We start from the raw sequence: 12,542 nt of genomic DNA on the forward strand, positions 1-12,542 counted from the left end.
GTGGGGGTCGACCGCCTGGGCCTCCGCGGGCGAGGTGCCGCATGTCTTCTTCTTCGGTGGTTGCGGGTTCGTCGGCGCGGTTGTTGCCGGGTGCGCCGGTGGCCGAGCGGGTGTGGGGTGAGGTGGCCGCGTCGGTGGCGGAGCTGCGTGCGGTGGGGGTGACGCCGGCGTTGGCGACGGTGCTGGTGGGTGACGACGACGCGAGCGCGGGTTACATCCGGATCAAACAGCGGCAGGCGGCGGCGTTGGGGTTCGCGTCGCCGCACGTGCACCTGCCGGCGTCGGCGTCACAGGCGGATCTGCACGCGGTGTTGGCGGATTTCAACGCGGACTCGGCGGTGCACGGGGTGCTGGTGCAGCATCCGATCCCGGGGGGTCTGGACTACGACCGGGCGTTGGCCGAGGTGGATCCGGACAAGGACGTGGACGGCATGCATCCGGTGAACATGGGTCGGTTGGCGTTGGGGTTGCCGGGGCCGTTGCCGTGTACGCCGGCGGGGATCGAGGCGTTGTTGGCGTTCCATCAGGTGCCGGTGTCGGGCCGGGAGGTGGTGGTGCTGGGTCGGGGTGCGACGTTGGGTCGGCCGTTGGCGATGTTGTTGGCGCAGAAGCGGCCGACGGCGAACGCGGCGGTGACGGTGGTGCACACGGGGGTGGCGGACTGGCCTCGGTACACGCGGCGGGCGGAGATTCTGGTGGCGGCGGCGGGGGTGCCGGGGATCGTGCGGCCGGAGCATGTGCGCCCGGGCGCGGTGGTGGTCGGTGGTGGGGTGCGCTACGAGGGGCGGCGGTTGTTGCCGGATGTGGACGAGTCGTGTGCGCGGGTGGCGGGTGCGATCACGCCGCGGGTGGGTGGGGTGGGTCCGACGACGGTGGCGATGTTGTTCCGTAACGCGGTGCGCGCGGCCCAGCGGCAGACCGGCGTGGGGTGAGGGTCAGCCGAGGTCGACGACGAGGGGGCGGTGGTCGGAGACGGTGGAGGGTGGGGTGTCGACGGCGGTGACGGGCGGGAGCCGGTCGAGGTGGTGGGGGTCGGCGAGGATGTGGTCGAGTTGGACGCGGGGTTGTCCGGCCGGGTAGGTGGGGCGTCGGCCCAGGGGGCGCCAGCGGGACAGCGCGGCGGCGGGGCCGGCGGGGAGGTTGAGGTCGCCGAGCAGGATGCGCGGGGCGGGCAGCGCGCGCAGGGCGCGCACGACGCGGCGTAGTTGCCACATGTTCCAGCCGGGGACGAAGGACAGGTGGGTGGCGGCGACGGTGAGTGGGCCGTGGGGGGTGTCGAGGACGGCGGCGAGGACGACGCGGGGTTCGTCGCGGAGCAGGACGAGTCCGCCGCGGGGGCCGGGGATGTAGATGGGTGAGCGGACGGGTGCGGCGGGTAGGCGGGTGACCTGCCAGGAGCGGACGGGGTGGCGGCTGATGAGGCCGACGCCGTAGAGGGGTTCGCCGTGGCCGTCGTCGTCGTGGGTGAGGGGGCGGAAGTGTTCGCCGGGGGTGCCGACGACGGCGGCGGCGAAGCGGTGGTGGTCGGCGTGCAGGGCGTGGGCGGCGAGGGCGGTGAGGTCGAGTTTGCCGCTGCGGGTCTGGTCGCGGTCGACTTCCTGGAGGGCGAGCACGTCGGCGTCGAGGGTGGTGACGGCGGCGGCGAGTCGGTCGGGGTCGACGAGCCCGTCGGTGAGGGAGCGGCCGTGCAGCAGGTTGAAGGTGGCCAGGCGCACCTGCACACCCTACGTGGTGGTGGCAGTCTGGTCGGATGGTGAAGCTGTTGTGTTGCTCGGTGCTGGTGTTCGTGGCGGTGGCGTCGGTCGGGTTGTGGGTGCGGCGTCGTCGGGGGCGGTGAGGCTGGCCACAGGGGTGCTCGCGGGTGGTGGCGGGGTGGGCAGAATGCGGCCGTGGATGCCGGGTCGTTGGTGACGTTGCTGGCCGCTGCCGCGTTGGCCGGGTGGGTGGACGCGGTGGTGGGTGGCGGCGGGTTGCTGTTGTTGCCGGCGTTGTTGCTGGCGGCGCCGGGGGTGCCGGTGGCGACGGCGTTGGGGACGAACAAGTTGGCGGCGATCTTCGGTACGTCGACGGCGGCGGTGACGTATGCGCGGCGGACGAGGCTGGACTGGGCGGTGGCGGGTCCGGCGGCGGGGTTGGCGGTGGTGACGGCGGGGTTGGGTGCGGCGTTGGCGGGGGCGGTGCCGGCGGGGGCGTACCGGCCGGTGGTGTTGGTGGTGTTGGTGGCGGTGGCGGTGTTCGTGCTGACCCGGCCGCGGTTGGGGGTGGTGGCGTCGCCGTCGCGGCGGACCCGGCGGCGGGTGGTGGTGGCGGTGGCGGTGGCCGGGTTGGGGGTGGCGTTGTACGACGGGTTGATCGGTCCGGGTACGGGCACGTTCCTGGTGTTGGCGTTCACGGCGTTGGTGGGTGCGGATTTCGTGCACGCGTCGGCGATGGCGAAGGTGGTGAACGCGGGCACGAATCTGGGGGCGCTGGTGGTGTTCGGGGTGACGGGGCACGTGTGGTGGTTGTTGGGGGCGGCGATGGCGGTGTGCAACGTGGCCGGGGCGGTGGTGGGCGCGCGGATGGCGTTGCGGCGGGGTGCCGGGTTCGTGCGGGTGGTGCTGTTGGTGGTGGTGTTGGCGTTGGTGGCGCGGTTGGGTTACGACCAGTGGGTGGCGGTGCGGTGATGGTGGTGCGGGCGGAGCACGACCGGGCGGTGCTGGCCGGGTTGTTGGGTCGGGATCCGGTGTTGCACGCCTACCAGTTGGGTGATCTGGACGATTTCTTCTGGCCGTACACGTCGTGGTTCCGGTCGGGTGACGAGGTGGTGTTGCTGTACCACGGGGTGGAGTTGCCGACGTTGTTGGCGTTCGCGGCGCCGGATCGGGTGGCGGCGTTGTCGGGGTTGCTGGTGGCGGCGGCGCCGGTGTTGCCGGCGCGGTTGTGGGCGCACCTGTCCCCCGGTCTGGAGGCGACGGTGGCGCGGTGGTACGCGGTGTCGGACGCGGCGGCGCATGTGCGGATGGCGTTGACGGATCCGGGGCGGTTGGCGGCGGTGCCGGCGGTGGGTGAGCCGTTGGGGCGGGCGGATCTGCCGTTGTTGCGGGAGTTGTACGCGGTGGCGTATCCGGGGAACTGGTTCGACGCGCGGATGGTGGACACCGGTCAGTACGTGGGGGTGCGTGCGGGTGGTCGGTTGGTGGCGGTGGCGGGGGTGCACGTGTTCTCGCCGCGGTGGCGGGTGGCGGCGGTGGGGAACGTGACGACGCATCCGGCGGTGCGGGGGCGTGGTCTGGCCGCGGGTGTGGTGGCGGCGTTGTGCGGGCGGCTGCGGGCGTCGGTGGATCATGTGACGTTGAACGTGCGGGTGGACAACGTCGCGGCGGTGCGGTTGTACGAGCGGTTGGGTTTCACTCAGGTGGCGGGGTTCACCGAGTGCGCGTTGACCCGGTTGCCCGGCTGACCGAGGGCTGGGGTGTCAGCGGCCTCGGCTGGGTGAGTCGAAGCGGCCGGCGCGGATCTCCCGTAGCGCGCGGCGGCGGGTGTCGCCGCGCAGGGTGTCGACGTAGAGGCGGCCGCGCAGGTGGTCGGTTTCGTGTTGCAGGGCGCGGGCGAGGAAGCCGCTGCCGGTGATGGTGAGGGGTTCGCCGTGCTGGTCGTAGCCGTGGGCGGTGGCGTGCAGCGCGCGGGGGGTCGGGAAGTAGAGGCCGGGGATGGACAGGCAGCCCTCGTCGTCGTCCTGGAGGTCTTCGGACAGTTCCAGGGTGGGGTTGATGAGGTGGCCGCGGTGGCCGTCGGCGTCGTAGACGAAGACCTGGGTGTTGACGCCGATCTGGGGGGCGGCGACGCCGGCGCGGCCGGGGGCGCCGAGCAGGGTGTCCATCAGGTCGGCGACGAGGGCGCGTAGTTCGGTGTCGAAGGTGGTGACGGGTTCGCTGGGGGTGCGCAGGACGGGGTCGCCGATGATCCGGATCGGGCGCATAGTCATGCCCGGAAGGCTATCCGTTGCTTACCGGTGCGGGGGTCCCACCCGCCGGTGGGAGCAGGCCGGTGTCGGCGATGCGGTCGCGTAGCGGGCGGTGGCGCAGGGCGGTGAGCACGGCGTACAGCTCGTCGGCGAGGGGTACGGGCAGTTCGGTGTCGAGGTGGCGCATGGCGGCGGTGGTGGCGGCCCATTCGGCTTCGACGGCGGGCAGCAGTGTGCGGGCGCGGTCGGTGAGGGTGACGATGCGGTGGCGGGCGTCGGCGCCGGGGGTGAGGGTGACCAGGCCGGCGCGGCGCATGCCGGCGACGGTCTGGCTGGCGGCGGAGTGGGTGACGCCGACGCGGGCGGCGAGGTCGCGGATGGGTAGTGGTCCGTCGGTGACCAGGGCGCGGACCAGGGGTGAGTAGCGGGGCCGGTAGTCGGTGAGGCCGAGTCGGTCGTGGACGGCGGCGACGTCGCCGTCGAGCAGTTCCAGGACGTGGCGGAGCAGGGTGCCGAGGGCGTCGCGGTGGGGGGCGGTCACATCCGTTAATGTAACAGCGCTGTTGTTTCCGGTGTGGGGAGGACCTGGGACATGTATCCACCGATCGAGCCGTACGCGTCGGGGCACCTGGACGTCGGCGACGGCCAGCGCGTCTACTGGGAGACCTGCGGCAACCCGGCCGGCCGGCCGGCGCTGGTGGTGCACGGCGGTCCCGGCTCGGGCGCCGACGCGTCGTGGCGGCGGTTGTTCGACCCGGCCGCCTACCGGGTCGTGCTGTTCGACCAGCGCGGCTGCGGGCGCAGCACCCCGTCGGCCGCCGACCCGGCGACCGACCTGTCGGTGAACACCACCGGGCACCTGGTGGCCGACATGGAGGCGCTGCGCGTGCACCTGGGCGTGCAGCGGTGGCTGCTGTGCGGCGCGTCGTGGGGCTCGGCGCTGTCGTTGGCGTACGCGCAGGCGCATCCGGGGCGGGTCACCGCGCTGGTGCTGTTCAGCGTGGTGGCCAACACCCGCCGCGAGATCGAGTGGGTGACCCGGGACATGGGTCGGGTGTTCCCGCAGGAGTGGGCGCGGTTCCGCGACGGGGTGCCCGAGGCCGACCGCGACGGCGACCTGGCCGCCGCGTACGCCCGGCTGGTCAACGACCCCGACCCGGCGGTGCGGGAGCGGGCGGCGCGGGACTGGTGCGACTGGGAGGACGTGCACGTCTCCCTCGCCGGCGGTTACGCGCCCAGCCTGCGCTACGCCGACCCGGTGTTCCGGTACGGGTTCACCCGGCTGGTCACCCACCACTTCGCGAACCTGGGGTTCGTGCCGGACGGTCAGTTGCTGCGCGACGCCGGCCGGCTCGCCGGCATCCCCGGGGTGCTCGTGCAGGGCCGTCTCGACGTCAGCGGCCCGCCGGACATCGCGTGGCGGTTGACCCGGGACTGGCCGGACGCCCGGATGGAGATCGTCGAGTCCGGTGGGCACGGCCGCGGTCACGGCATCGGTGAGCGGGTGGTGGCCGCCCTGGACGCGTTCGCCGCCGCCTGAGGCCCTGGGGCCGGGCGGTCAGCCGGCGGCCAGCAGCGCGCGGATCGGGGCGGCCTTCGCGGCGGCCTCGGCGACCTCGGCGGCGGGGTCGCTGTCCCAGGTGATGCCGCCGCCGGCCCACAGGTGCAGCCGGTGGGCGTCGGCGGCGGCGGTGCGGATGGTCAGGCCCAGGTCGAGCCGGTCCGGCCCGACCCAGCCCAACGCGCCCATGCCGGCGCCGCGCCCGACCGGCTCCCGCGCGGCCACCTGGGCGAGCGCGGCGTGCTTCGGCGCGCCGGTGACCGACCCGCCGGGGCAGACCGCGCGCAGCAGGTCGGCCAGGCCCAGGCCGTCGGCGGGCGCCGCGGAGACCGTCGACTCGGCCTGCCACAGGTCGCACCAGCGGCGTACGGCGAACAGCTCGTCGACCCGGACGGAGCCGGTGCGGGCCACCCGGGCCAGGTCGTTGCGTTCCAGGTCGACGATCATGATGTGTTCGGCGCGTTCCTTGGCGGAGGCGAGCAGGTCGCGGCGGCCGGCGGCGGTGGCCGCGCGGGTGCCCTTGATCGGGCGGGTGACCAGCCGGCCGTGTTCGGTCGCGACGAGCGTCTCCGGGGAGGCGCAGCCCAGCGCCCAGCCGGGCCCGGTGAGGGCGCCGCCGTAGCGGGCGCCGGGCAGCGCGGCGAGGCGGCGCAGCGCGGGGCGCGGGTCGCCGGTGTAGTCGGCGGCGGCGTGCCCGACGAGGTTGACCTGGTAGACGTCGCCGCGGGCGATGGCGGCGCGGACCGACTCGACGGCGGCGGCGTGCGCGTCCGGGGTCCAGCTGTCGCGCCAGTCCCCCAGCCGCCAGCCGGCCGGCGGCGGTGGCCGGTGCGGGCGGTCGCCGTGGTGGTAGACGACCACGACCAGGTCGGGCAGCGCCGGCACGGGTGTGGGCGCGCCGGTCGGCGCGCCGACGGCGTACGCGCCGGCGGCGGCGGACAGGAACAGCGCCGCCCCGCACGGTCCGTCGGCGGTGTGCCGGCCGGGCCGCGACAGGTCGTCGACGTCGACGCCGTGCGCGGTGAGGAAGCGTTGCGCCAGGTCGGTGGGGTCGCCGTCGTCGCCGAGGCGCCACTGCAACCGGGCGGTCTCGACCAGCCGGGACCGGCAGGCGGGCGGCGCGCCGGGCACCGCGACCGGCACGTGTGGGAGCGCTTCCACGCCGTCTGGACCGTTCCGCCTCATCCGTTCAGCCGATTCTGGGTGAACAAGCCGCGACCTTGCTCGGTGTTGCACGGTTGAGCTTGGTACTGTGCGTCACTGGTCATGTGAACCATGACACAGTGCCCCCACAGTCCGGAGAACCCGATGTGTCAGCACCAGCCCACCTGCCCCTCCGCCGACGCGACCGACCGCGAGGCCGCCCGCGTCCTCGCCTGCTTTCCTGAGCAGGGCTGGAGCCTGCTCTGCAACGGCGTCATCATCTTCGAGGACACCGGTGAGCTGCTCCCCGACGGGCGGACCATCGCCCCGCACCGGGGACCGGCCCGCCACGCCCTCGTCGCCTGAGTAATCACGCAGCGTCAGTGAGCGTACGCGCCGACGAAGCCCGTCGGCGCGCCGGCCGGGGCGGCGATCCACCACCGCCCCGGCGTGCACGCCCTCACTCCTCGAACGCCTCCGGCGCGGGACACGAGCAGACCAGGTTCCGGTCCCCGTACGCGCCGTCCACGCGCCGCACCGGCGGCCAGTACTTCCCCGCCCGGTCCACCGCCCCCGGATAGGCACCCACCGACCGCGGGTACGGGTGCGGCCACTCGTCACCGGACACCATCGCCGCGGTGTGCGGCGCGTTCGACAGCGGACTGTCGCCCGCCGGCCACCGCCCGGACCCCACCTGGTCGATCTCGGCGCGGATGGCGATCATCGCGTCGCAGAACCGGTCCAGCTCGGCCAGGTCCTCACTCTCGGTCGGCTCCACCATCAGCGTGCCCGCCACCGGGAACGACATCGTCGGCGCGTGGAAACCGTAGTCGATCAGCCGCTTCGCGACGTCGTCGACGCTCACCCCGGTCGCCTTCGTCAACGGCCGCAGGTCCAGGATGCACTCGTGCGCCACCAGGCCCTTGTTGCCGGCGTACAACACCGGGAAGTGCTCCCGCAGCCGCACCGCCACGTAGTTCGCCGCGAGCACCGCCACCGCGGTGGCCCGCGCCAACCCGTCGGCGCCCATCATCCGCAGGTAAGCCCACGGGATCGGCAGGATCCCCGCCGACCCGTACCGGGCCGCGGAGATCGCCGGCCGCCCGTCGACGGACGCGCCGACCGGATCACCGGGCAAAAACGGCGCCAGGTGCGCCCGCACCGCCACCGGACCCACCCCCGGCCCGCCGCCGCCGTGCGGAATGCAGAACGTCTTGTGCAGGTTCAGGTGCGACACGTCCGCGCCGAAGCGCCCCGGCTTCGCGAACCCGACAAGCGCGTTGAGGTTCGCCCCGTCGACGTACACCTGACCGCCGGCGTCGTGGACCTTCGCGCACAACTGCGCGATGCCCGTCTCGTACACGCCGTGCGTCGACGGGTACGTCACCATGATCGCCGCCAGGGCGTCCCGATGCTTGTCGATCTTCGCGTCGAGGTCGACGAGGTCGACGTTGCCGTCGCCGTCGCAGCCCACCACGACCACCCGCATGCCGGCCATCACCGCCGACGCGGCGTTCGTGCCGTGCGCCGACGACGGGATCAGACACACGTCCCGGTGCCCCTCACCCCGGTCCCGGTGGTACGCGCGGATCGCCAGCAACCCGGCCAGCTCCCCCTGCGACCCGGCGTTGGGCTGCACGCTGACCGCGTCGTAGCCGGTCACCTCCGCCAGCCAACCCTCCAACTGGGCGATCAACTCCCGGTAGCCGACGGTCTGCGCGTCCGGCGCGAACGGGTGCAGGTGCGCGAACTCCGGCCAGGTGACCGGCTCCATCTCGGTGGTGGCGTTGAGCTTCATCGTGCACGACCCCAACGGGATCATGCCCCGGTCCAGGGCGTAGTCGAAATCGGCCAGCCGCCGCAGGTACCGCAGCATCGCCGTCTCCGAGTGGTGGCTGCGGAACACCGGATGGGTGAGCACGTCACCGGTGCGGGCCAACCCGTCCGGCAGCGCCACGTCCACGTCACCGTCGACACCGTCCACGCCGAACGCCGCCCACACCGCCCGCAGATGCGCGTCCGTGGTCGTCTCGTCGCAGGACACCCCGACCCGGTCGGCGTCCACCAGCCGCAGGTTCACGTTGCGCGCCGCCGCCGCGGCCACCACCTGCGCGGCCCGACCCGGCACCGTCGCGGTGACGGTGTCGAAGAACGCCACGTCCGCGACGTCGACGCCGCCCGCGCGCAGCCCGGCCGCCAACCGCGCCGCCGCCGCACGGGTACGCCGGGCGATCGCCCGCAACCCGTCCGGGCCGTGATAGACCGCGTACATGCCGGCCATCACCGCCAGCAGCACCTGCGCGGTGCAAATGTTGCTGGTCGCCTTCTCCCGCCGGATGTGCTGCTCACGGGTCTGCAACGCCAACCGGTACGCGGCATTGCCGTCGGCGTCGCGCGACACCCCGACGAGACGGCCCGGCAACATCCGCTCCAGACCGGCACGCACCGCCAGATAGCCGGCGTGCGGCCCACCGAACCCCATCGGCACCCCGAACCGCTGGGTGGTGCCGGCGGCGATGTCCACGCCGATCTCCCCCGGCGGGCGCAGCACCATCAACGCCAACAGGTCCGCCGCGACGGTCACCAACGCGCCCACCGCGTGCGCCGCCTCGACCAGCGGGGCGTGGTCCCGGACCGCCCCGGACGCACCCGGATACTGCAGGTGCAGGCCGAAGAACTCCGCCGGCAACTCCTCGACGTCGACGTCGACGACCCGCACCTCGATACCGAGCGGCTCGGCGCGACTGGCGATCACCGCGATGGTCTGCGGCAACGCGTCGGCGTCCACCACGTACACCGGGCTCCTGCTCTTCGACGCGCGGCGCGCGAGCGTCATCGCCTCCGCCGCGGCGGTGCCCTCGTCGAGCATCGACGCGTTCGCGGTGGCCAGCCCGGTCAGATCGGTGACCATGGTCTGGAAGTTCAGCAACGCCTCCAACCGACCCTGGCTGATCTCCGGCTGATACGGCGTGTACGCGGTGTACCAGGCCGGATTCTCCAGCACGTTACGACGGATCACCGCCGGGGTGTGCGTGCCGTGGTAACCCAGGCCGATCATCGACACGGCCACCGTGTTACGGGCCGCGAGCGCCCGCAGCTCGGCCAGGGCCTCCCGCTCCGACGCCGGCGCCGGCAGGTCCAACGTGCCGTGCCAGCGGATCACCTCGGGGATCGCGGCGTCCATCAGCTCGTCCACGGAGCCGTAGCCGACGGCCTCCAACATGCGGCGCTCGTCGTCCGGGCCGGGGCCGATGTGCCGGTCGGCGAACTGCTCAGCGGTCATGCGCGGCGCTCCTTGTGGGGGCGAGGTCGACGGGTCGGCCTCCCCCTGAGTCACGCTGACGCGCTCCACAGCGCCTGCCCACGTGGTCCTTTTGCCTGAGAGGTTCCGGGGAGAATCTGCCCCTTCGGCGCCGTCGGGTCGACGGTCTCTCCCACGTGGGTGGTACCGGCACCCCCCACGCTACCAGCGGCCGTGTTTCCGGCTCATGTCCCAGGGTGTGATCACACCGGCGCCGGCTCGGCGAACCCGGCGGCCAACGCGGTCAACGTGGCACCCAACGGCGCGTCCAACCGCACCGCCGCGTACCCGTCACCGCGGGTGACACCCTGGTTGACGATCGCCACCGGAATGCCCCGCTTCGCCGCCCGCAACACGAACCGCCGCCCCGACATCACCGTCAACGACGACCCCAGCACCAGCACCGCCCGAGCCCCCTCCACCAGCGCGAAACAGTCCGCCACCCGCGGCGCCGGCACCGTCTCGCCGAAGAACACCACATCCGGTTTCAGCATGCCCCCGCCGCACACCCCGCAGTCGACGACCCGGAACCCGGCCACCGCCTCGTCCGGCAGTTCCACGTCACCGTCGGGGTTCACGTGCGCCACCCGCGCGTCGAACCCCGGGTTCGCCTCGGTCAACCGCCGGTGCAGCTCGTCCCGGCCGGTCAGGTTGCCGCAGTCCAGGCACGTCACCTCGTCGAGCCGGCCGTGCAACTCGATCACACCGGTCGCGCCGGCGGCGGTGTGCAACCCGTCGACGTTCTGCGTGATGATGCCGTCGAGCAGCCCCGCCTGCTGCAACCGGGCCACCGCCCGGTGCCCGTCGTTGGGCGCCGCCCGCGCGATGGTCCGCCACCCGAGATGGCTGCGCGCCCAGTAGCGTCGCCGCGCCTGCGGGTCACCGGTGAACGCCTGGTAGGTCATCGGGGTGTGCCGCCGCGCCGCACCGCTGGGCCCCCGATAGTCCGGAATGCCCGACTCGGTGGACAGGCCGGCGCCGCTGAGCACCACCACACCCCCGCAGGCCAGCAGCCGCGCCAACCCCTCGAACGCATCACTCACCCCACCATGCTGCCTCGCGCACCCCCACCCGCCCACCCCGGCCGGTGATCATGAGGTTGGCGGCGCGCGGCGCGCCGGATCCTGCCGCCAACCTCATGATCAACCAGGCTGGTCGCCCGGCGCGGCGACCACCCGGCGGGCTAGGTTGAGCACATGCGCGTCGTCATCGCCGGAGGCCACGGAAAGATCGCCAAACTGCTCGAACGAGACCTCGCCGGACGCGGCGACACCCCCGTCGGGCTGATCCGCAACCCCGACCACGCCGCCGCGCTGCGCGCCGCCGGCGCCGAACCGGTCGTGTGCGACCTGGAACACACCGACGCCGACACGCTCGCCCGGCACCTCGCCGACGCCGACGCCGTGGTGTTCGCCGCCGGCGCCGGCCCCGGCAGCGGCGCCGACCGCAAGGACACCGTCGACCGCGGCGCCGCCGTGCTGCTCGCCGACGCCGCCGTCCGCGCCGGCGTCCGCCGCTACCTGCTCGTCTCCTCCATGGGCGTCGACGACCCACCCGCCCCCGACACCGACGACGTGTGGGCCGCCTACCTGCGGGCCAAGAAAGCCGCCGAGGACGACGTCACCGGCCGCGACCTCGACGTCACCGTGCTACGGCCCGGCCGGCTCACCGACGACGAACCCGGCGACCGGATCACCCTCGCCCGACACGTCCCAGCCGGCGCGATCAGCCGCGCCGACGTCGCCCGCGTCCTCCTGGCGCTGCTGGAGACCCCCGGCACCGCCGGGCACACCGTCGAACTCGCCGCCGGCGACACCCCCGTCGCCGACGCCGTCGACGCGCTCACCCGCTGACCCACCACCCGCACACCACGGCCGGCCTCGCCGGTCCGGCCCACCCACACGGCGGACCGGACCGGCGCTCACCGCTGGTGACGCGGCAACGCCGGCTGCGGCGCCTCCCGCGTGAGACGCTCCATCGTCCGCGCCAACTGCTCACTGCCGTCGTCGAGATGCCGGGCCGCCGCCCGCATGTGCGACATCATCATCTCGCCGAAGATCCGCAACGCCTCCCGCGTCGCCACCGAATCGTCCACCTCACCACCGGCGGCCCGGCGGTACTCCATCACCGCCCGCTCGGCCTCCTGCTTCGCCTCCTCCGCCGCCGCCCGCAGATAACTCTCATACTGCGTCCGGGCGTACTCGGCGACCCGACGGGCATAGTCGTGCGCCTGCGCGATGATCTGCTCCGCCTCCCGCTGCGCCGCCGACAGCAGATTCACCTCCTTCGCCGCCGGCCGCACCGGCGTGTCGGCGCTCGGAATCACCCCGTGCCGGTGCAACTCCAGATGGTCGTTGAGCCGCTCGTTCTCCGCCCGCAGATTCGCCACCTGCGCAGCCAGCAGATCCAACTCGTCGGCCACCTGCACCCGGAACCGGTCCACATCGGCCTGCTCATAGCCACGCCTGGTGAACGCCGCCGACCCGAACTCCCACCGCCGCACCCGGTCCGAGGTCAACCGCACCTGCACCGACCCGGACACCTGCTGCGCGTCGTAACCACTGATCGGGGTCGCACTCATCGGACCATCT

At 73.4% G+C, this 12,542-nt stretch carries 13 protein-coding genes and 1 riboswitch; of the genes, 6 read left to right on the forward strand and 7 right to left on the reverse strand.

Annotation, left to right across the window (positions count from 1 at the left end):
- Positions 1 to 41 precede the first annotated feature (41 nt).
- Entirely contained in the window at positions 42 to 932 is an 891-nt protein-coding gene (locus tag OG767_RS17150) for a bifunctional 5,10-methylenetetrahydrofolate dehydrogenase/5,10-methenyltetrahydrofolate cyclohydrolase (RefSeq protein ID WP_405089473.1), read from the forward strand.
- Positions 933 to 935: 3 nt separating this feature from the next.
- Here the strand turns inward: OG767_RS17150 and OG767_RS17155 are convergent, their stop codons facing one another.
- Positions 936 to 1,715, reverse strand: coding sequence for an endonuclease/exonuclease/phosphatase family protein (locus OG767_RS17155; RefSeq protein WP_405089474.1), 780 nt, complete (start codon positions 1,713 to 1,715; stop codon positions 936 to 938).
- 174 nt (positions 1,716 to 1,889) lie between these two features.
- On the opposite strand from OG767_RS17155, the gene OG767_RS17160 reads away from it, so the two are divergent.
- Both OG767_RS17160 and OG767_RS17165 read left to right on the forward strand, forming a co-directional pair.
- Positions 1,890 to 2,666 carry a sulfite exporter TauE/SafE family protein gene (locus OG767_RS17160; protein WP_405089475.1) on the forward strand — a complete coding sequence of 259 codons (777 nt, stop codon included), beginning with the start codon at positions 1,890 to 1,892 and terminating at the stop codon, positions 2,664 to 2,666.
- A complete protein-coding gene (locus OG767_RS17165) occupies positions 2,666 to 3,442 on the forward strand; it encodes a GNAT family N-acetyltransferase (RefSeq protein WP_405089476.1) in 777 nt (258 codons plus the stop codon). The genes OG767_RS17160 and OG767_RS17165 overlap by 1 nt, the downstream gene beginning before the upstream one ends.
- A 15-nt stretch (positions 3,443 to 3,457) precedes the next feature.
- On the opposite strand, the gene def is transcribed toward OG767_RS17165, so the two are convergent.
- Positions 3,458 to 3,967: a peptide deformylase gene (gene def, locus OG767_RS17170; RefSeq protein ID WP_405089477.1), complete on the reverse strand. Its 510-nt coding sequence runs from the start codon at positions 3,965 to 3,967 to the stop codon at positions 3,458 to 3,460.
- A 10-nt stretch (positions 3,968 to 3,977) separates the two neighbouring features.
- Positions 3,978 to 4,487 carry a MarR family winged helix-turn-helix transcriptional regulator gene (locus tag OG767_RS17175; protein WP_405089478.1) on the reverse strand — a complete coding sequence of 170 codons (510 nt, stop codon included), beginning with the start codon at positions 4,485 to 4,487 and terminating at the stop codon, positions 3,978 to 3,980.
- A gap of 51 nt (positions 4,488 to 4,538) precedes the next feature.
- Between OG767_RS17175 and pip the strand changes: the two genes are divergently transcribed.
- Positions 4,539 to 5,486, forward strand: coding sequence for a prolyl aminopeptidase (pip, locus tag OG767_RS17180; protein WP_405089479.1), 948 nt, complete (start codon positions 4,539 to 4,541; stop codon positions 5,484 to 5,486).
- Between the two features lie 18 nt (positions 5,487 to 5,504).
- On the opposite strand, the gene OG767_RS17185 is transcribed toward pip, so the two are convergent.
- Positions 5,505 to 6,692: a chorismate-binding protein gene (locus tag OG767_RS17185; protein ID WP_405089480.1), complete on the reverse strand. Its 1,188-nt coding sequence runs from the start codon at positions 6,690 to 6,692 to the stop codon at positions 5,505 to 5,507.
- A gap of 123 nt (positions 6,693 to 6,815) precedes the next feature.
- Here OG767_RS17185 and OG767_RS17190 point away from each other — a divergent pair, with 123 nt between their 5' ends.
- Positions 6,816 to 7,016, forward strand: a complete 201-nt coding sequence (locus OG767_RS17190) for a DUF5999 family protein (protein WP_107157847.1) — start codon at positions 6,816 to 6,818, stop codon at positions 7,014 to 7,016.
- A gap of 94 nt (positions 7,017 to 7,110) precedes the next feature.
- Here the strand turns inward: OG767_RS17190 and gcvP are convergent, their stop codons facing one another.
- Positions 7,111 to 9,933, reverse strand: a complete 2,823-nt coding sequence (gene gcvP, locus OG767_RS17195; protein WP_405089481.1) for an aminomethyl-transferring glycine dehydrogenase — start codon at positions 9,931 to 9,933, stop codon at positions 7,111 to 7,113.
- Positions 9,934 to 10,006: 73 nt separating this feature from the next.
- Positions 10,007 to 10,097, reverse strand: a riboswitch (glycine riboswitch).
- A 57-nt stretch (positions 10,098 to 10,154) separates the two neighbouring features.
- The gene (locus OG767_RS17200) at positions 10,155 to 10,994 is read right to left on the reverse strand and encodes an NAD-dependent protein deacetylase (protein WP_405089482.1); all 840 of its coding nucleotides are present in this window, start codon (positions 10,992 to 10,994) and stop codon (positions 10,155 to 10,157) included.
- Positions 10,995 to 11,147: 153 nt separating this feature from the next.
- On the opposite strand from OG767_RS17200, the gene OG767_RS17205 reads away from it, so the two are divergent.
- Positions 11,148 to 11,804, forward strand: a complete 657-nt coding sequence (locus tag OG767_RS17205; protein WP_405089483.1) for an NAD(P)H-binding protein — start codon at positions 11,148 to 11,150, stop codon at positions 11,802 to 11,804.
- Between the two features lie 68 nt (positions 11,805 to 11,872).
- Here OG767_RS17205 and OG767_RS17210 read toward each other — a convergent pair whose 3' ends face one another.
- Complete coding sequence (locus tag OG767_RS17210; RefSeq protein ID WP_405089484.1) at positions 11,873 to 12,532, reverse strand: DivIVA domain-containing protein; 660 nt, start codon at positions 12,530 to 12,532, stop codon at positions 11,873 to 11,875.
- Positions 12,533 to 12,542: the final 10 nt, after the last annotated feature.

Origin of the sequence: Micromonospora sp. NBC_01392, from assembly GCF_045040125.1 — a bacterium.
In the GTDB taxonomy this organism is placed as follows: Bacteria; Actinomycetota; Actinomycetes; order Mycobacteriales; family Micromonosporaceae; genus Micromonospora.